This is a genomic window from Vibrio proteolyticus NBRC 13287 (assembly GCF_000467125.1).
GTDB classification, from domain to species: domain Bacteria; phylum Pseudomonadota; class Gammaproteobacteria; order Enterobacterales; family Vibrionaceae; genus Vibrio; species Vibrio proteolyticus.
In genome coordinates, this window is record NZ_BATJ01000006.1 from 96,195 (window position 1) to 114,942 (window position 18,748).

An 18,748-nucleotide genomic window follows, 5' to 3' on the forward strand; every position below is an offset into this window, starting at 1 on the left:
CGGCTTTTTTACGGCCGTTCACCGGCATTGAGACGGCGCTCAATGTCTGCCAGGACGTCAGGTAGATCTGCAATGGTATCAATGAGGTAGTGAGGCGCAGACTTGAGTAATTTGCTTCGGGCTTTCTGCCGTGCGTTGTCTAAAGTGACGCTGTCCGCGTTTTGATATTCTTCCCAGGTTAGTCCGGCTTCGTTACCGGAGAGCAATAGGCCGACTGTCCACATACCGGCGTTGTGCCCCTCCTCGATTCCAGGCACAGCGTCGTCAACTTTCACGCAGGCATTGACGTCGGTGACGCCCAGTTCAATGACGTTTTTGAGCGCCATAAATGCAGCCGGACGCCCGCCTTGAGGCAGATCATCGGTCGCAACCACATAATCCGGCAGATAACCGTAGTTGGCTGCAGCCGGGATCAGTACATCCATGACTTCACGCGGATAGCCGGAGCAGGAGCCAATTTTGATACCCTGTGCTTTGAGTGCATTGACCACCTCAATGGCGTTGAGAATCGGCTCTGCATGATCGGCCACTTTGGCTTTCTGTAACGGCATAAATGCGGCGTAAACTCGGTCGATGTCATCAGATGTCATCGATCTGCCAAACTGGGCACGCCAGCGGGCATCAACCGTCGTTAACTGGCCAACCGCCTGAATATGATCCCATTTACCCAGCCCCATCGGCTCCCGCGCTTCTTCCAGGCTAATATCAAAGTCAAAGCCTTGGCGAAACGCTTCGACAAATATGCTGGTAGGTGCAAACGAGCCGAAATCTACAATGGTACCGGCCCAGTCAAAAATCACCGCCTGCAGCGGAGAAAGAGAAGTGGATTGAGTCATTATCTTGGTCCTAAACGTATTGAAAATCTTGAGAAATTTGAGCGAGAGCTTGCTCGAAAATATCCAGCGCCTGATCGAGCTGTGCTCGCGTGATAATAAGCGGTGGACTGAGTTGGATGACGTTGCCCTGTGAGACCTTAAAACTCAGCCCGCGATTGAGGCATTCATACAACATCGCTTCGGCTTCATCACAAGCCCGGGTTTTACTGCGATGATCGGTCACCAGTTCCACCCCCCAGAGCAGACCGATCCCACGAACATCTCCGATGAGCGGGTAGCGGGCTTTGAGCTGATGCAATCGTTCCTGCATAACACGACCCAGTTGACGCGTATGAGCCAGCAGACCTTCTTGCTCGATGGTCTCGATGGTGGCCAGAGCGGCCGCGCAGCCGAGCGGGCTTTTTTCATGGGTATAGTGACCCATCGAAATCCGCTCGGCGACGTTGTATTTCTCTTTGGTGATCATGGCTGCAAACGGCACGATGCCACCACCGAAGCCTTTCCCGATACAAAGTACGTCTGGTTCGATGTCATACGCTTGATAGGTGAACCAATCACCGCTGCGGCCCATACCATTGGGAATGTCGTCGATGATCAGCATGACATTGTGTTTGTCACAAATGGCGCGAATACGTTGCCAGTAGGCCTTACTGGGGACTTGTACATCGGTGTTGCGAACGGCTTCCGCAATAAAAGCCCCAACACCGCCTTCTTTTTCGATGACGTATTCCAGGTAGTCTGCATAGTGAACGTCACTGCCATCGTTTGAAGGCAGGGCTCCGCGATACGAAACGGCTGGTGGAATACGTTCAACGCCGGCCATCAGCGGCCCCATCCCCTGGCGAAAACACGCTTCTCCCCCCACCGAAATGGCATCCAGCGAAGCACCGTGAAATGAGTCCCACAATGAGACGACTTTGTAATTCCCGGTAACGTAACGGGCTAACTTAAGCGCCATGCCAATGGCGGATGTGCCACCGGGGGCAAACAGTACCCGACGCATTTCTCCACCACAGATGCTGATCAGTTTTTCCGCGCAACGGATGGCCGTTTCATTGGTAAAGCGACGGGGAGAAAAGGGCAACGCAGCCATTTGTTCCGTTAGACGCTGAATCACATGCGAGTGACCGTATCCCAACTGATGGACATTATTGCCATGAAAGTCCATATAGCGTTTGCCAGCGGTGTCCTGAATGTAGATGCCGTCAGCGGCTTGTAAGGCGTCCAGGCAGGGCGTTGACATGGCCTGATGCAGAAAAACCTGACGGTCTCTTTGCAGCAGAGTCTGGGTATTCTCATCATCAATTGACGAGTTCCAGGCCTGACGAGCCGGGGTTGTATTGATGTCGCCTTCACTGTGGAGATTGGGCTGAGGAATGGCTTGAGTCATATTCGGAGTGTCCTTTGCTCAAACTCAGACGTGCTGCCAGTACAAGGCGGTGCTGACGGCTTCAATCAGGCGTTCAATGTCGGCTGGATACACTTCACCGATGTTGCCAATACGAAAGCAGTCTGCGTTTGAGACTTTGCCTGGATAGATCACAAACCCCTGTGATTTAAGACGTTGATAAAACTCGTTGAACTGATAGTCACTGTGAGCGGGTGAGTGAAAAGAGGTGATGATAGGCGAGTGGAGCGCATCTTCCAGCAAAGGTTCGAAACCGAGTGAACGCATGCCGGAAACCAGCGTACGTTGATTGGTCCGATAGCGCTGGTAGCGGGCATTGATGCCACCTTCTTGCTCAAGCTCTAATAATGCCTGGTAAAACGCTCGTACGGTGTGAGTGGGGGAGGTAAATCGCCATTTGCCGTGATTGACCTGCATGCAGTACCACTGAGCGTAAAGATCCAGGCTCAGAGAGCGTGCCTGACCCCGGCACTTTTCCAGTTCATCTTGTTTGGCAATCACAAAGCCAAATCCGGGCACGCCCTGAATACACTTATTCGCAGAGCTGATCATAAAGTCGACCCCCAGATCGCCAATGTCCATTGGAATGCCGCCAAAACTCGACATGGCATCCAGTATGACGATTTTCCCGTGGCGTTTGGCCAGTGAAGCGATGGCTTCGATTGGATTGAGCATCCCTGTGGTGGTTTCGCAATGGACGATGGCAACATGTGTGATGGAAGGGTCCGAGACCAATGCCGTTTCCACCTCATCCAAGTGTGGCTGTGATGTTTCGCCAGGCGAAACGACATGGTTCGGAATAGCCAGATAATCAGCAATCTGAGCGATTCTTGCGCCGTAGGCACCGTTATCGACCACCAGCAGCTTTCCATTGCGGTCAATGGCGCTGCCGATTGTTGCCTCGACAGAGGCGGTTCCGCTGCCTTGCATCAGCACACAAGTATAACCGGGCTGACGCGTTGCCAGACGGACCAATTTGTGTCTGATCACTTCAACGATGTCTTTATTGTAATCGTCATCCCACGTACACCAGTCTTTCAGCATGGCTTCCCGAACGGTTTCTGACGTAGAGAGAGGACCGGGTGTCAGCAGCAAATACGCATTTTTCATGTTTGTTTTCTCTTTGGACTATACCAGAATTGATTTTGACTCTAGCAAGGCGGATTTGGCGCGTAAATAGCCCGATTTACAATTTCACAAAAGTTTCATCTGCGGGGAAACCGCCGACTCTCAAAAGTTGTATTTTTCGTCAAACTGCCACTTTTTGTTCATGTAATCGTCACAGAGTCCTTTTACGGTGGTGGTCAGTTAACTGGTACAGACCAATTAAATTCACCGCAAACCTATGCTCTAAACTGGAGAAGATGATGAACAACCGTTTGATGAAAGGATCTCTGGCTGCACTTCTGTCTATGCTGGCCGCTAATGCAATGGCGGCTCAGGAAGTGACGGTTTACACCGCTTTCGAAACTGACATTCTGGCGAAGTACAAATCGGCATTTGAAAAAGATAACCCGGATGTAACGATCAAGTGGGTGCGTGATTCAACGGGGATCATGACCGCGAAACTGCTGGCTGAGAAAAACAATCCACACGCCGATGTGGTTTGGGGTCTGGCAGGATCGTCCATGGCTTTACTGAAGGAAGAGGGGCTGCTGAAGCCGTACACGCCAAAAGGTGTCGACGAACTGAATGCAAACCTGAATGACCCGCAGTCGAAACAGGCTTGGTTTGGGAACGACGCTTTCTTCAATGCGGTCTGTTTTAATGAAGCGGTGGCGAAACAGCTTAACCTGCCAAAACCCACATCGTGGGAAGATCTGACCAAGCCGGTATATAAAGGTCACATTGCGATGCCAAACCCTGCTTCCTCAGGTACCGGTTACATGCAAGTTTCTGCCTGGCTACAAAACATGGGTGAAACACAAGCCTGGGACTACATGCAGCGTCTGGATCAAAACATCGCTCATTATACCCATTCGGGCTCAAAGCCGTGCGTACAGGCAGGTATGGGCGAAGTGGCTATCGGTATCTCCATGGCCAGTCGTGGTGCGAAACTGAAAACGCAGGGCGCGCCACTGGATGTGATCGTACCTAAGGGAATCGGCTGGGAATCTGAAGCCGTGGGTCTGGTGAACGAGACCGACGCTGCCAAGCGCGTTGTCGACTGGTCGGTATCAAAAGCGGCCAATGAGCTGTATGTGGAGATGTATCCGGTGGTCGGCCACAAAGAGGTCAAAGCGACCGTCTCTAACTTTCCGAACGTTCAGGACGTAATGGCTAAGATGGACTTTGCAAAAATGGGGAGTGAACGTGCAAAAGTCCTGGCGGCATGGTCTGAGAAGTTTGATGCTAAATCAGAACCCAAATCTTAATGCCACATGATGCATCTAGTAAAGGAGAGCGAATGCTCTCCTTTGTCGTTTGGGGCTGTTCATCATACTGTCATCTTGTCGTTTTAAATTTGTCACTGGACTGAAACATAGATGCGTTAATTTTGGACTATACCAATTAAGGGCGCATTATGAACACACCTCAACCTTACCTGCACATTGAAAACGTCGTAAAGCAATTTGGTCAATTTACGGCGCTGAAGCACATCTCTCTCTCGATTGAAAAAGGCGAATTCGTCTGCTTTCTCGGCCCATCCGGTTGCGGCAAGACGACATTGTTGCGGGCAATTGCCGGGCTGGACTTACCCACATCCGGGACTATTTTCCAGGGCGAGCAGGAGACGACTTTTTTACCGCCGGAGAAACGCGATTTTGGCATCGTGTTTCAGTCGTATGCCTTGTTTCCGAATCTGACAGTGCAGGAGAACATAGCCATCGGCCTGAAGAATCAAGGGATGTCGACCAAAGAAGCGCTGGAGAAAGTGGACGACTGGTTGGCGATGATCGGTTTGCCGACGTCTGGAGAGAAATACCCCAATCAACTGTCTGGCGGACAGCAGCAACGGGTCGCATTGGCACGCGCGCTGGCGCTATCTCCTGGGTTGTTGTTGCTGGACGAACCGCTGTCTGCGCTGGATGCAAAAGTTCGAATTCATTTGCGTGAGGAGATTTGTAACCTGCAACGCAAACTGGGTATTACAACGGTGATGGTGACACACGATCAGGACGAAGCGCTTTCGATGGCGGATCGCATTGTGGTGATGAATCATGGTGTGATTGAACAGGTCGGTACTCCGGAAGAGATCTATCTCAAGCCCGCAACGCGTTTTGTTGCCGAGTTTGTTGGCAGCATGAACTTCATTCAGGCATCGGTAGCAACAGATGAGCAAGTGCGGATCGCTGAATCCTTGCTGCCGACGCCGGCACTGGAGAATCATACCCCAAGTCGCGGTGAGCGTTTCGATCTGGCGGTGCGTCCGGAGAGTGTGCGCTTTGTCGACTCCTATTCTGATGCGCTACCAGTGCGTATTTGTGGCAAAGAGTTTCTTGGCGCGTACACCCGGGTTGAGTGTCAGTTGCAACACGATGCGCACGCCCCTCTGATTTTCGTCGATTTACCCGGTGAACAAATCCATGCGATGAAACTGAGAGTCGGGGATATTCGCTATATCCGTTTTGCGCAAAACGGGCTTCGCGCTTATCCCTCACACTCGCACAGCAACGATAACGTCGCAGTGGCTTAGAGGTAGCGATGAAAGGAAATACTATGACTCAATCAACACCGGTGTCCACGATGAAAACGGATTCTTTCCTCACCCGTATTAGTCGTGACAACCTGATTCTGTTTGCTTTGCTGGCGCTGCTGTCCGTTCTGATGGTGTTGTTTATTCTGATGCCGTTGTGGGCCATGTTGGCGAAAAGTGTCCAGAACAGTGACGGAGAATTTGTCGGCCTGGTTAATTTTGCCACCTATTTTGCCTCGCAAGCGCTGTGGCAGTCGATGGGAAATACGTTCACGGTCGGCTTGTTGGTTACTGCGGTTGTGGGGGTTTTGGCGTTTGGCTACGCGTACGCGCTGACGCGTTCTTGCATGCCGTTCAAGGGGATGTTTCAGATCCTCGGAACGGCGCCGATTTTAGCGCCATCTTTACTTCCGGCCATTAGTCTGATTTTTTTGTTTGGTAACCAGGGGGTAGCGAAAGCGTTGCTCGGGGGAGAATCGGTGTATGGTTTGATCGGTATTACAATGGGGTTGATCTTCTGGACATTCCCGCACGCTTTGATGATTCTGACGACGTCGCTGCGCACCTCCGATGCGCGTTTGTACGAAGCGGCGCGCGCCTTAAAAACGTCGTCAGTCAAAACGTTTTTTGTCGTCACTTTACCGGCAGCAAAGTACGGACTGATTAGCACGTTGATTGTGGTGTTTACGCTGGTGGTGTGTGACTTTGGGGTTCCGAAAGTTATTGGAGGGAGCTACAACGTTTTGGCGACCGATATCTTCAAACAGGTGGTTGGTCAACAGAACTTCTCTATGGGAGCTGTAACCAGTATCTTGTTATTGTTACCAGCGTTGCTGGCATTTGGAGCTGATCGCTGGGTTCAACGTAAGCAAAAAAGCCTGTTTGATACTCGCTCTGTGCCTTACCAGCCTCAGCCGCAAAAGTGGCGTGACGGAATTTGTCTCGTCTACTGCACGCTGATTTCCCTGGTGGTGCTGGCAGTGCTTGGGATGGCCGTTTATGGTTCACTTGTCACGTTCTGGCCGTGGAATAAAGCCCTGACCTTGAATAACTACAATTTCGCGGAAATGAGCACGTATGGTTGGAGCCCGTACTTTAACTCGCTCACTCTGGCGGGGTGGACCGCGTTGTTCGGCACCGCCATCATTTTTATTGCGGCATATTCCATTGAAAAAGGCCGTTCGTTTGCGCCAGTTCGCCAGTTTATGCAGATGATGTCGGTGGTGCCGATGGCGGTACCGGGTATGGTCTTGGGGCTGGGTTACATTTTTTATTTCAACGATCCGGCCAATCCATTGGGTGTACTGTACGGAAGCATGGCGTTTCTGGTTATCAATACCGTTGTCCATTATTACACCGTAGGGCACATGACGGCACTCACGGCATTGAAACAGTTGCCAGATGAACTGGAAGCAACCGCTGCATCGGTTAAACTGCCGCAGTACAAGTTATTCCTTAAAGTCACTCTACCTGTATGTCTGCCTGCGATTCTGGATATTGCTACCTATCTGTTTGTTAATGCACTGACCACCACATCTGCGGTAGTATTTCTCTATTCAACCGATACCATTCCGGCGTCGGTGTCCGTGCTCAATATGGATGATGCCGGCCAGACAGGCGCAGCGGCGGCGATGGCTGTAATGATCATGGTGTCAGCCGCGGTTGCGAAAGTCGTTCATATGACGGTCGGGAAACTTTTGGAAAATAAAACCCAAGCGTGGCGTAAGCGCTGAGAACAACAAGGAAAAACAAGCGAGTGCAGTACGTAAAAATCAAAGATGCCATTGTTGAACAGATCGCGTCAGGGATGCTTTCGCCAAGGCAGAAGCTGCCGGCAGAACGCAAGTTGGCGGAGTCATTTAATACCACCAGGGTGACATTGCGTGAAGCGTTGTCGCTTTTGGAAGCGGAAGGTAAGATTTATCGTGAAGATCGTCGTGGTTGGTTTATTTCTCCCGAACCTCTGAAATACGATCCAACCCAAACACTCAATTTTACCAACATGGCGCTGGCCCAAAACCGGCTGCCGAAGACGGAACTGGTGGCGGCTAAAGCCAGTCTGGCCAACAAACAAGCCTCGACGCTACTCAGCTTGCCGCCATTCGCTGATGTTTACCGCATTGATCGTGTCCGTTATCTGGAAGATCGCCCCGTCGTGTTTGTGACCAACTATGTGCGACCGGAAATGTTCCCAGACTTACTAAGTCACGATTTGTCGCAATCGCTTACTGACATTTACCGCGAGCATTATGGCGTGGTGTACCAAAAAATCCGTTACCGCATCAGCACCAGTTCATTGCTGGGCGAGACTGCACAGTTTCTGCGGGCCACATCGGGCACACCAGCAATGGTGGTCGAGCGGATCAATTACAACCAGCAAGGTGAGTTAATAGACTGTGATATAGAGTACTGGCGCCATGATGCGATCAGTATCGAATCGCTTGCGGAATTGACACGCTAGCGGTTTCTTAGGTAAGGGCTTCCGCACGGAAGCCCTTTTGCTTTTCTGCTTATCACAGGGAGTGTTATGGCATTTTTTGCGATAGTTCTGGTTGTCTTCTCCGCGTTGCTGCACGCAGGCTGGAACATTCTGGGTAAAAGTAACACCAGCTCGGGCACGGCTTTTACGCTGGCAGCCGGTGTTACGGCGTCATTGCTATTAACGCCTTATTTGATCTGGTATCTCAATACCATTGGCTGGCAATCATTGCCTGACTCTTTCTGGTGGATAGTGCTGATGAGCGGTGCTTGTCAGATGCTCTATTTGGTTGGATTGATGCTGGCTTATCAGCAGGCCGACATCGGCGTTATCTACCCGATAGCTCGGGCGTTGCCAGTGCTGATGGTTGGGTTCGGTGGTTCGTTACTGGGGCACACACTGTCGTGGATGCAGTGGAGCGGCTTTGTGATGATCACTCTGGGTTGCCTGGTAGTGCCGCTGGCACGGTTTCGAGACTGCCACGTTCGCTCGTATATTAATCTGGGCGTGTTCTGGGCATTGGTGGCAGCGATTGGTACGACAGGCTATTCCATACTGGACAAGCAGGCGTTGGACATCGCGACACAAGTGGTCAGGGTTGTGCTGAGTGATAAACACACTGCCATCTTCTATCTCGGTGTTCAGTTCTGGGCGATGGTGCTGTTTACTTTGGGCTGGTGTGTGGTTAGCGGAAATGTGGGGCAGATTCGTCACGCATGGCACATTAAACAACGCGCGGGTTTGGCCGGAATCATGATGGCAAGCACTTACGGCCTGGTTCTGTTCGCGATGACCATGACGGCCAATGTTAGCCTGGTGGTGGCCTTACGTCAGATCAGTATTGTTTTTGGCTTAATTATGGGGGTGCTGTTTCTTGCCGAGCGTTGGTTCTTTACCCGTGGCATTGGGGTTAGCTTAATTTTGGGCGGTTTGCTCCTGGCTCTGGCGTAGTTTTGCCAGGAGCAAACCGGTCGTTTGTCACGCGACCTCGATATGGCGCGAGCGTGTCATTTCTGTTCTGATGAGGCAACTTGCCGTGAGTTTGAGATAGTAGTCTAAATCAGGGTGGTTCAGGTACGGCTGTTTTCCCTTGTCATCGTACTGGCGAATCTGAATCGCTTCCCGGTAATGCGGCTCTGCTTCGAACGCACACAACTCGGTGTGGTTCATTAATCCACCCTGAACGGCAAGTGATCGACGGGACGCTTTGCTGAGTTGGTCAAAATAGTGTGACTCAACCGTACACAGGTAACGTTTGGCCTGAACATGTAAGCGGATACAGTCGGTGATTAACGGCGGAAAATAGCCTTTAAGGCACTGCTCACCAATGTCTTCATGAAAACCGTCAATACCGGATTCGGTGCTCTCTTCCGGCAATCCCAGAATCAGATAACCAAAGTCATGCAGAAATGCGGCCACCACCAGTTCCTTATGACAGCCCGTTTGCTCGGCGATAAACGCTGCCTGCATCATATGCTCACCCATCGACAATGTTTCCCCGTACGCCACGTGTCCACTTTCCATAAATTGCTGACGGATAAATTCAATCACTTGCATTAAGAGCCCTTACTCCTTGTTTTTACGGGCAAATGGTAGGGAAGTAACAATAAAGTCCGGTGACGATACGGTTACGTTGTGGTGACAAGTACTACGTATTTCACCGCTAGTCTTTATTTTCAAAAAATTTCACCGATTTTTTGTGTGTTTAAAAGACGCCAATGTTCGCTATTTCGTTAATGAATGTACGGTTTGGCTTTTATTTATGATAATGATTTTTCTATCAAAAGAAGCCAGTGGTGTAATTTCAGAACTGAGTGAGGAAAACACCTACGAAGTAGGGTTGGGCAAATTTTGCGCAAATGATTAGTGAGTTTTATGAAAGTAATGTCATCTGTTCATGGTCTCTGTACGTATGATTTGATACAAGAGCAGTGAGGATGTCGCTCAAATACAACAAAGACGAGGAGTCTGTTATGAGAAAACTAACTATCCTTACCAGCGCTGCACTGTTGATGATGTCAGGTGTTGCCTTTGCAAATGGCGCTTACTCAACCGCAGCAAAAACTGCTCAGATGACGGGGCAGGTTGTTGCGTCCAAAGATCAGGCGTATCAGGAAGGGCAGCAAATGCTCAGTGATTTGAAATCCAAATCGTCCTATGAATTAAGCCAGGCCTTGCCAACCCGGATGGATCCCATCAATAGACGCTCTTTCCAAATCACAAATTCGGAAGTGACGGTGAAAGAGTCGATGAATAACGGCCAAATTGCGTATCAGCCGATTGTGAATGTCAGCTACGAATACGACTACCGTGACGGTAAATATTAATTATTGTTTAAGCTAGCACTTTTTAGCGGCCGTTTTGGCCGCTTTTTGATGATTATTACCCAGTTTCTTTATTACGCTGTTGCTTTAGCGTCTTCGCGCTTAATGACTTTATGACCCTCTTCGGTGACGCCATTTTTCCAGTAGCTACTGATGTAAATGAACTCGCGATCCACACCGTGTTCATTGCGGAAGTATTGACGCAATGCGCGCATTGATTCGAATTCACATGCACACCAAACAGACGCATTGCCCGCCAACCAGTTTTTTGCTTTCACCTTTTCGACAAAACGGTTGGTCTTGGTATCGGCGATGACCCAATCCAGTGTTACGCCTGCTGGCCCCTCAAGGGCCTGAATATCGTCTTTATCCTGTATTTCGATGACGGCATAACCACGCGCATTTTCGGGTAAGGAGGCCAGTTTGACAGACAACGCTGGCAGAGCGGTCATATCGGCGGTGAGGAAGAACCAGTCTGCGTCGGTATTCAGGTTTTGGATGGTTCCCGGGCCTGCAATGGTGATGGTGTCACCGGGTTTTGCTTGCATGGCCCAGCGAGCGGCATGACCACAACTCGTATCATTCACCTGATGACGAACGAAATCGACGGTGACTGTCGCAGACTGATGATCGATTTCGCGAATCGTATAGGTGCGCATAACTGGCCGGGCGTTGTCATCCAATACGCTCAGATCGGTACCGCCTTCTGGCGTGAACAACAATTTAATGTAACCACCGGCACAATCGGTAGGAAAACGACTCAGTCCGTCCCCTTGCAACACGATACGTTGCATATTGGGCGTCAGTTGCGTGGTCGATAAGACAACAAGCGAGGTAGGGGTCGGTTTATTCATAATTTTTCTCTGTGTAATGTAACTGCTTAAGCATATGGGGCAATGATACGAAATTCAATGATAACTATTATCATTTACTTAATTTTACACTGGGACAATAAAAAAGCCCCTGACTGGCAGGGGCTGGTTGGAAAAGAAGACGTTAGGCCTGTTCGGGCTGTGCCAGTTTATCCCCCGGCTCCTGACGGGCGGCTTCCAGCATTTTGCGAATGATGAAAGAGCAAACCAGAGCAATGGCGACCATAACGACAGCCAGTACCGTCAGCAGTTGGAAATAATCGCCGTAAACGGTTTGCACAATTTGTTGGGTAACTGCCTGGCCTTTCTCAAGCGCGATGGATGTCGAGAAAACCGCGCCAACAATGCCACTCAGCGCCATCGCAACCGAGAACAGGCTAACTGAAAAGTTCTCGATGTGTTTAGGGGCTACAGAAAGAATAAAGGCCACCACCAGGCTACCGACAATCACTTCTGCAAAGGCCTGAAAGAAGTGAATCGCAAGGAAGATTTCCGGACGGATGATGGCGTTTTCACCCACATTCGTTACAGCCAACGTCAGAATACCAAACGCGATGGCAGTGAACACGAACGCAAATCCGATTTTGGTGGCGGTTGAGAAGTTGATCCCGTGCTTTTCGAGTGAGGAGAAAGTCAGCGCTATCACCGGACCGGCGACGATACACCATAGCGGGTTCATGGCCATAGAGGCCTCCGGAGCAATGGGAATGAGGCCAAACAGGTCGCCGCGCATGGTATTGATGGTCACCATGGTCATTGATGTCATCATCTGACCGTAATATATGAAGAAACAAGTTGTCAGAACCGTCATGATCAGAATGGTGCCCATTTTGAGGGCATCCGATTTATCCGATTTCAGCATCAGTGAAATGAAATATAAGATCGCCGCAGCGCCAATCGCATAAACGATATTCTGGCCGACGTCCATGTTGGAGAACATGAAAAAGACCAGCCCTACCATGGCGGCTGACAAGGCGAAGAATGCAGCCCAGTTTTTAGTACTCACTGATGCCTGATCGATATCCGCCCCAACGCTGACCAGTTTTTTATTGAACACAATCAGCGTAATGAACGCCAGACCTGCCATGGTCGCCGACAGGCCAAAGCTGCCGTTGAAACCAATGGCCAGCACAAACATTGGGAACAGATATTGTCCCAGCAAAGCACCGACGTTGTTGACGGAATAGTTCACCGGATAGCCGTTTTCAAAGTCTTCTTCTGTGGCAAAAGTACGCTTGTATAAACTGGGGTAAGAAGGAGACATCAGGCCTCGGGCATAACTGGCCAGCGCAATACCCACCAGGCTCATAGGGACGTTGGTGGCTGAAGCACCCAGCACCAATAGTATGTAGCCTGTAGCAAAGGTACCGTAGGCAATGGTGAGAGAACGGTATGCCCCAAGGAACTTGTCGGCGATAAAGCCACCGGCGATGGCAAACAGGGGGCCAATTGAAGAAAAAGCACCCACCACCATCATGGTGTCCGCTTCGCTATACCCTAGATCTTCTAAGAAGAAACGGGTCAGGATGACCATGACACCATAAAAGGAAAGGCCAAACATGGCCTGGCAAAACATCATTGATTTATTGAGTTTATTCCACATAAAATTCTCTTCCAGTACGTTTAGTATAGTATTTTATGCTTATTATTTTATCATTTGTGGTAATTGATAATTTGAAACAACCATCCCAAAAAGCACACGATATTCACTATTTTTTCTAATCTTCGCATATGAATTTCTAATGGGTATGCTCCAATACATTTGCATTGGGTGATATTTATCCGAATGGGTGCTGTTATGGGAGGAAACGCATGCTGATCCGGTTTGCTTTGTGTTAGCCTGAGAGCTTATGGCTCAGATGCAAAGGTGAGTAAATCAATGAAGATTTTTAGCAACTTCGACAGTGGCAGCATTCACATCGTTAGCGCCGACGATAAGGACAACATCCAGTTACGGATCCCGAATGACAACCAGTCTGAATTCTATCAGTGGTTCCATTTTCGTCTTGAAAGTGAGGCGGATGTGGCACACACATTCCATATCGGTCAACTGGCGAAATCGGCGTATCCGGAAGGGTGGAAAGATTATGATGTTGTGGCGTCTTACGACCGTGAAGAATGGTTCCGTGTCCCTGCCGAATTTGATGGTGATACGCTGAGTTTTACGGTGATCCCTGAACGTGGCTCAATGTATTTCGCTTATTTTGCGCCTTACAGTTATGAGCGCCATCTGGATTTACTTCATCAGGCACAAAGCGAACACCACTGCACGCTGGAAACTCTGGGTCATACACTGGATGGCAATGACATGAGCCTGCTGACTTTCGGTGAGCCCGGGGAAGGTAAGAAGAATATCTGGATCATTGCACGTCAGCACCCGGGTGAAACCATGGCGGAGTGGTTTATTGAAGGCGTGGTTAACCGCCTGCTGGACGACAGTGATACCGTCAGCCGCGCGCTATTGGAAAAAGCGGTGCTGTATGTGGTGCCAAACATGAACCCAGATGGCAGCATTCGTGGCCACTTGCGTACCAACGCCGTGGGTGTGAACCTGAACCGTGAATGGCAGACGCCGTCGATGGACAAGAGTCCGGAAGTGTTCTTAGTGCGTGAACGTATGTTGCAAACTGGCGTGGATATGTTCCTGGACATTCATGGTGACGAAGCGATTCCATATAACTTTGTGGCCGGCTCTGAAGGGATCCCGTCGTATGATCAGCGTCTGGCTGAGCTGGAAAAAGCGTTTAAAGTGGCGTTGTTCACCATTACACCGGAGTTCCAGGACGAAGTCGGCTACGACAAGGACGAGCCGGGCAAGGCTAATCTGACCGTAGGTTCAAACTGGGTGGCAGAGCAGTTCAAGTGTTTGTCTTACACCATTGAAATGCCGTTTAAGGACAATAACAACTACCCGGATCCGCTTTACGGCTGGTCGCCTGAGCGCAGTGTCCTGTTTGGACAAGACATATTAGCCGCCGCGCTGGCTGTGACCGATAAGATTTAACCTTTTAAAACGCAGGCGTTGAGCCTGCGTTTTTTATGCCGTTAGAAAATCTGCGGGCAGGCGTAAGATGTTCTTGCTACGCCGCCGCCCTGTTCAGCGTTACTCTGCGAGTAAGCAAATGAACAGGGAATTATTATGTCTCACCATCCTTCCTTTTGGTTTAAACAAGCGCTTGAACAAGAAATAGCGTCGGCCCCGCACGTACTCTCTCAAGATACTCAGGCCGATGTCGCGATAGTCGGAGGCGGCTACACTGGGCTGTGGACCGCAATTTTGATCAAGCAGCAACAGCCGGATCTGGATGTTGTCGTGATAGATAAAGGGCTGTGTGGCAGCGGCGCATCCGGAGCGAATGGTGGCTGCATGCTGACCTGGTCGACCAAATACCCAACGCTGAAACGCTTGTTTGGTGAGCAGCACGCCTCGTGGCTGGTGCGAGAATCTGAACAGGCGGTGTATGAGATTGAAACCTTCTGCCAAAAGTATGGAATAGAAGCGGAGTTGCGCCGCAGCGGGACCTACTACACCGCGACCAACCCAGCACAAAAAGATACCATGCAACCTACAGTGGATGAGCTTGAGCGTTTGGGTATCAACAGTTGGCATGCATGTCGTGATGAAGACATTGCTATGTTGGCAGGCTCCCGCCGACATATTCAGGGTTATTATTCAGCCGCAGCAGGGTCCGTTCAGCCGGCGTTGTTAGTGCGAGGATTACGCCGTCATGCTATCGGGCTTGGTGTGCGGATATATGAAAATACGCCGATGACAGAATTGACGTTTGGTGAACCAGCGAAGGTGCATACACCTCAGGGAATCATCTCAGCCAATAAAGTGGTGTTGGCACTGAATGCCTGGATGGTTGAGCATTTTCGACAGCTCAAACGCAGTATCGTTGTGGTGTCTTCTGACATGGCGATCACCGCGCCGATTCCGGAGCTGCTGAAACAACACGGGCCGGAGCCGGGTTGTGCGGTGGTGGATTCACGTATTTTCGTCCATTACTACCGGGATACGCCGGACGGACGTTTGATGTTGGGAAAAGGGGGCAACCGGTTTTCATTTGCGAATCGGGTTGATCCTATGTTCAATCAGCCAACGCGGTACCTGTCGTTGTTGACGCGCTCTTTCCAATGCCTGTTTCCTGATCTTGGTTCGGTTCGTTTCGATTATCACTGGAGTGGCGGCTCGGATCGTTCGGTCACGGGTCTGCCGTTCTTTGGCCACTTAGAGGAGCAACAGAATATCTGCTATGGATTCGGTTATTCTGGTAATGGTGTGGTACAGACGAGAATTGGCGGAAAAATTCTGTCCTCACTGGTTTTGGAACAAGATAATGACTGGGCCAACTGTGGACTGGCAAAAGGGCCGTTGGGATACTTTCCTCCAGAGCCTTTTCGCTGGCTTGGTGCAATGGTGGTGCGCGATGCAGTCCGACGTAAAGAAGCAGCAGAAGACCGTGAAGAACGCCCCCGGCGGATGGATAAGTGGCTATCGAAGCTCGCTGCTGCGGCCGGCAAAGCCGATAAACTGGCGTAAGCGTCACCAAAGTGTCACAGCTTGTTCATACAATGCGAGGTAAATCCTTTAGCCGAAATTCTGATGCCATCACTGCCACCTCTTAATGCATTGCGCGCTTTTGAAGCGACGGCGCGTCACCTGAGTTTTACAAAAGCCGCCGCGGAGCTGAATGTCACCCGGGCGGCGGTCAGCCAACAAGTAAAGCAACTGGAGCATTTTCTCGATGCCCGATTGGTTGAGCGCAAAGGCAGCCAATTGAGCCTGACTCAGCATGCGCTTCGTTATCTACCGGTTCTGACCAATAGCTTTCAGAGTGTGTCGGCCAGTACCGAACAGTTATTTCTCAAAAAGCAGCGCGCAGAGTTGCATGTTAGGGTAGCGCAAAGCTTTTGCCATCAATGGTTGATTCCTAGGTTAGCTGACTTCAGGAGACAGTTTCCGGACCTTGCGATCAAGCTTACTACTACGTCCGATCCGTTGCCGGATGACAGTCGTTGCGCTGATATCGAGATCCTCAATGGCTATCCGGGAAGCTATGCGAGTTATACGGCAAGGCGATTGACCCATGAGCGCTGGGTCATTGTCGCCAGTCCGGGTTATCTGAAGCTGAATCCGATTCGCACAATGCATGAACTTCTGGCGGCGGATAAGTTGGCGATCAGCGGTTATCAGGAGAATTGGGCACAGATGTTCAGCCAGTATGGATTGGCAAAGCGCCGTTTAACCATGTCGATACAGTTTGATCATACCTTGTTAGCGGTGGAAGCGGCGGTCAACCATCTTGGTGTGCTCATGGTGCGTGATGTGCTGGTGCAGGAAGCGCTCAGGCAGGGAGCCTTGTGTCGGGTCGGAGAGTATGGCCTGGTAACGGAGGGAGGGCATTACCTGATTGTGCGTCACCAGAGTCCGATTTCGGATCACTTTTGTCACTGGCTGACTCAGGCCTTGCAATAAACAACCGCAGCGTTGCTGCGGTTGGTGGGTTATTCTGACCGATTGGCGGACGCCAGATCGGTTTTTTGCTCTTTCAGCAGAGTGACCGCCAGTTTGGTATCCTCTATCAATTGGCTAGTGTCTGCGTCGTCTGTATTTCTCAGCGGCAAAACCAGATAGTGAATACTGCCATCTTCTCTGGTGACGCCCGTTGCAATGATCACATCACCTTCAGACGCGGTACCGAAATACTCTGAGACCACCTCTGTTTCACTGACTCCGTAGCTGTCCAGGTAATCTGGATCCGTATTGTCAAACATGATCATCGAACCTTGTTTGATTGACGCTCGCAACTGAGTCTGTTTGTGCTCATCAAAGGGATAATCTGTGGTACTGATGTAGCTCACTTCTTCCGCTTCAATGAAGTCGTACAGTTCATTACTCAGTGGTGTGATTGGGGCTGACAACCATGGGGTGGTTTCAACCGTCTCAGAAACCACATCGACGTGAGCTGGTATGGGTGAGACGGACGCGACAGTTTGGGTGTCATCGGAGTTTGAGGCTGGCACCACTGCTGTCTCAGTGGGGGGAGTCTCATTTTGTGCCTCGATGGCTGCTTCAATGTCGGCTGGCGACGTCGCTGGTGTCGAACTCAACCAGAGGATGCCGAGTGCGGCACACACGGTCAGCGCGCTACCAATCAGGAGTGATTTTTTGTTTGCCATTGGAATTATCTTGCCGTTATTCGTCGCAGGAAAAAGCCGGCAACCACACGTCATCAGTTTGTGGCCACCGGCAAAACTGTTAATGGTAGAGCGCGTCGTTCCAGGCGATGGTTACGGCTCGGCTGGTTTCGGTCCACTGACTGTTGTCGTGGTTTTTCTTCCAGGTATTTTCTGGAGTGGTGTACCAACTGCACCAGTCGCGACCAAAGTAGTAGTTGGTTTTACGCCAGCCTGCGACCAGTTTGATCTCTGTTGTTTCCTGACCATCCTGAATGTCATTTTTACGGTAAACCGCGCCGACCTGTGGTTTGAAGTCAGAACGCATGACAACAGGCAGTTCGTTATAGTCAATCAGGTTGCCCATGTCGCAGCTGGTCCAGCGATACAGTAACCAGTCTTTTGCTGGCGTGTGGTTACGGATGGTGCGGTTTTCGATTAACCAACTGATGCTCTCGTTGGTCTGGTTAAAGTCCGCAACCGTCTGGAACTCTGGTTGATCGTAAGTCACTCGATTGCTCCAGGAAATACCACCGTTTATTGATGGAGACTGTGACGCGGTAAAGCCCAGGTTAAAGTCCAGCGATTCGCTTACCGATGCTGTCGCAATGGTATTTTCCGGAGCGTGACTCATATGACGCAGAGGTGCACCATTGAGGTAGCTTAACGCCAACTTAAACGCTGTTGGAACCGTGTAGCGGTAATCCCCACCGAACGCGAACCCATAGATTTGTTCTTTGTTCGGAACGTTCGTCATATCGAAACCTGAGCCGCCGTTTAGGATCAATTTCGCTTCTTTGGCGCCATTAGGCAGTAAAGTCTGATTCCAGACGTTTTCCAGGGAGTAAATTAAGCGGATTTTTTTAGCGCGAGCGTCGCTATCATCCAGTTCTAGCAGGGTAGAGGTGTAAGCTTTCAGCGTGTCTTCAGCGTGTGCAGGTGCCAAAGCGCCAACCAAAGCGAGTGCAATGACACTCGCAGAAAGGTGCCGTTTTTTCATTGTTGTGTCCTA

General features: G+C 50.5%; 17 protein-coding genes. 9 read left to right on the forward strand and 8 right to left on the reverse strand.

Annotation, left to right across the window (positions count from 1 at the left end):
• Positions 1–8: 8 nt before the first annotated feature.
• Genes phnX through phnW form a run of 3 tightly spaced genes read right to left on the reverse strand, consistent with a single transcriptional unit; the run spans position 9 to position 3,354 of the window.
• Positions 9–836 carry a phosphonoacetaldehyde hydrolase gene (phnX, locus tag VPR01S_RS09195; protein ID WP_021705044.1) on the reverse strand — a complete coding sequence of 276 codons (828 nt, stop codon included), beginning with the start codon at positions 834–836 and terminating at the stop codon, positions 9–11.
• 10 nt (positions 837–846) lie between these two features.
• A complete protein-coding gene (locus VPR01S_RS09200; RefSeq protein WP_021705045.1) occupies positions 847–2,226 on the reverse strand; it encodes an aspartate aminotransferase family protein in 1,380 nt (459 codons plus the stop codon).
• 24 nt (positions 2,227–2,250) lie between these two features.
• A complete protein-coding gene (gene phnW, locus VPR01S_RS09205) occupies positions 2,251–3,354 on the reverse strand; it encodes a 2-aminoethylphosphonate--pyruvate transaminase (protein WP_021705046.1) in 1,104 nt (367 codons plus the stop codon).
• Positions 3,355–3,608: 254 nt separating this feature from the next.
• Between phnW and VPR01S_RS09210 the strand changes: the two genes are divergently transcribed.
• The 5 genes from VPR01S_RS09210 (at position 3,609) to VPR01S_RS09230 (ending at position 9,311) form a co-directional block, all read left to right on the forward strand.
• Positions 3,609–4,619 (forward strand): putative 2-aminoethylphosphonate ABC transporter substrate-binding protein, encoded by a 1,011-nt coding sequence (locus VPR01S_RS09210; protein WP_040902500.1) that lies wholly within the window; start codon positions 3,609–3,611, stop codon positions 4,617–4,619.
• 149 nt (positions 4,620–4,768) lie between these two features.
• Positions 4,769–5,881: a putative 2-aminoethylphosphonate ABC transporter ATP-binding protein gene (locus tag VPR01S_RS09215; protein ID WP_021705048.1), complete on the forward strand. Its 1,113-nt coding sequence runs from the start codon at positions 4,769–4,771 to the stop codon at positions 5,879–5,881.
• 8 nt (positions 5,882–5,889) lie between these two features.
• Positions 5,890–7,614, forward strand: coding sequence for a putative 2-aminoethylphosphonate ABC transporter permease subunit (locus VPR01S_RS09220; protein WP_040902501.1), 1,725 nt, complete (start codon positions 5,890–5,892; stop codon positions 7,612–7,614).
• 23 nt (positions 7,615–7,637) lie between these two features.
• Positions 7,638–8,342, forward strand: coding sequence for a phosphonate utilization transcriptional regulator PhnR (gene phnR / locus VPR01S_RS09225; RefSeq protein WP_021705050.1), 705 nt, complete (start codon positions 7,638–7,640; stop codon positions 8,340–8,342).
• 66 nt (positions 8,343–8,408) lie between these two features.
• Positions 8,409–9,311 (forward strand): EamA family transporter, encoded by a 903-nt coding sequence (locus VPR01S_RS09230; RefSeq protein ID WP_021705051.1) that lies wholly within the window; start codon positions 8,409–8,411, stop codon positions 9,309–9,311.
• Between the two features lie 27 nt (positions 9,312–9,338).
• Here VPR01S_RS09230 and VPR01S_RS09235 read toward each other — a convergent pair whose 3' ends face one another.
• Positions 9,339–9,917, reverse strand: coding sequence for an HD domain-containing protein (locus tag VPR01S_RS09235; protein ID WP_021705052.1), 579 nt, complete (start codon positions 9,915–9,917; stop codon positions 9,339–9,341).
• A 416-nt stretch (positions 9,918–10,333) separates the two neighbouring features.
• Between VPR01S_RS09235 and VPR01S_RS09240 the strand changes: the two genes are divergently transcribed.
• Positions 10,334–10,687, forward strand: a complete 354-nt coding sequence (locus tag VPR01S_RS09240; RefSeq protein WP_040902517.1) for a DUF3316 domain-containing protein — start codon at positions 10,334–10,336, stop codon at positions 10,685–10,687.
• A gap of 71 nt (positions 10,688–10,758) precedes the next feature.
• Here VPR01S_RS09240 and VPR01S_RS09245 read toward each other — a convergent pair whose 3' ends face one another.
• Positions 10,759–11,541: a siderophore-interacting protein gene (locus tag VPR01S_RS09245; RefSeq protein ID WP_174377440.1), complete on the reverse strand. Its 783-nt coding sequence runs from the start codon at positions 11,539–11,541 to the stop codon at positions 10,759–10,761.
• A 139-nt stretch (positions 11,542–11,680) separates the two neighbouring features.
• Complete coding sequence (locus VPR01S_RS09250; protein WP_021705055.1) at positions 11,681–13,159, reverse strand: peptide MFS transporter; 1,479 nt, start codon at positions 13,157–13,159, stop codon at positions 11,681–11,683.
• 276 nt (positions 13,160–13,435) lie between these two features.
• On the opposite strand from VPR01S_RS09250, the gene VPR01S_RS09255 reads away from it, so the two are divergent.
• The 3 genes from VPR01S_RS09255 to VPR01S_RS09265 all read left to right on the forward strand — a co-directional run bounded on the left by VPR01S_RS09255 (position 13,436) and on the right by VPR01S_RS09265 (position 17,035).
• Complete coding sequence (locus VPR01S_RS09255; protein ID WP_021705056.1) at positions 13,436–14,560, forward strand: M14 family metallopeptidase; 1,125 nt, start codon at positions 13,436–13,438, stop codon at positions 14,558–14,560.
• 135 nt (positions 14,561–14,695) lie between these two features.
• Positions 14,696–16,099 (forward strand): FAD-dependent oxidoreductase, encoded by a 1,404-nt coding sequence (locus VPR01S_RS09260; protein WP_021705057.1) that lies wholly within the window; start codon positions 14,696–14,698, stop codon positions 16,097–16,099.
• 63 nt (positions 16,100–16,162) lie between these two features.
• Complete coding sequence (locus VPR01S_RS09265; RefSeq protein WP_021705058.1) at positions 16,163–17,035, forward strand: LysR substrate-binding domain-containing protein; 873 nt, start codon at positions 16,163–16,165, stop codon at positions 17,033–17,035.
• Between the two features lie 29 nt (positions 17,036–17,064).
• Here the strand turns inward: VPR01S_RS09265 and VPR01S_RS09270 are convergent, their stop codons facing one another.
• Together VPR01S_RS09270 and VPR01S_RS09275 are read right to left on the reverse strand one after the other, a co-directional pair.
• Positions 17,065–17,739 carry a hypothetical protein gene (locus tag VPR01S_RS09270; RefSeq protein WP_021705059.1) on the reverse strand — a complete coding sequence of 225 codons (675 nt, stop codon included), beginning with the start codon at positions 17,737–17,739 and terminating at the stop codon, positions 17,065–17,067.
• Between the two features lie 79 nt (positions 17,740–17,818).
• Entirely contained in the window at positions 17,819–18,736 is a 918-nt protein-coding gene (locus tag VPR01S_RS09275) for a leukocidin family pore-forming toxin (RefSeq protein WP_021705060.1), read from the reverse strand.
• Positions 18,737–18,748: the final 12 nt, after the last annotated feature.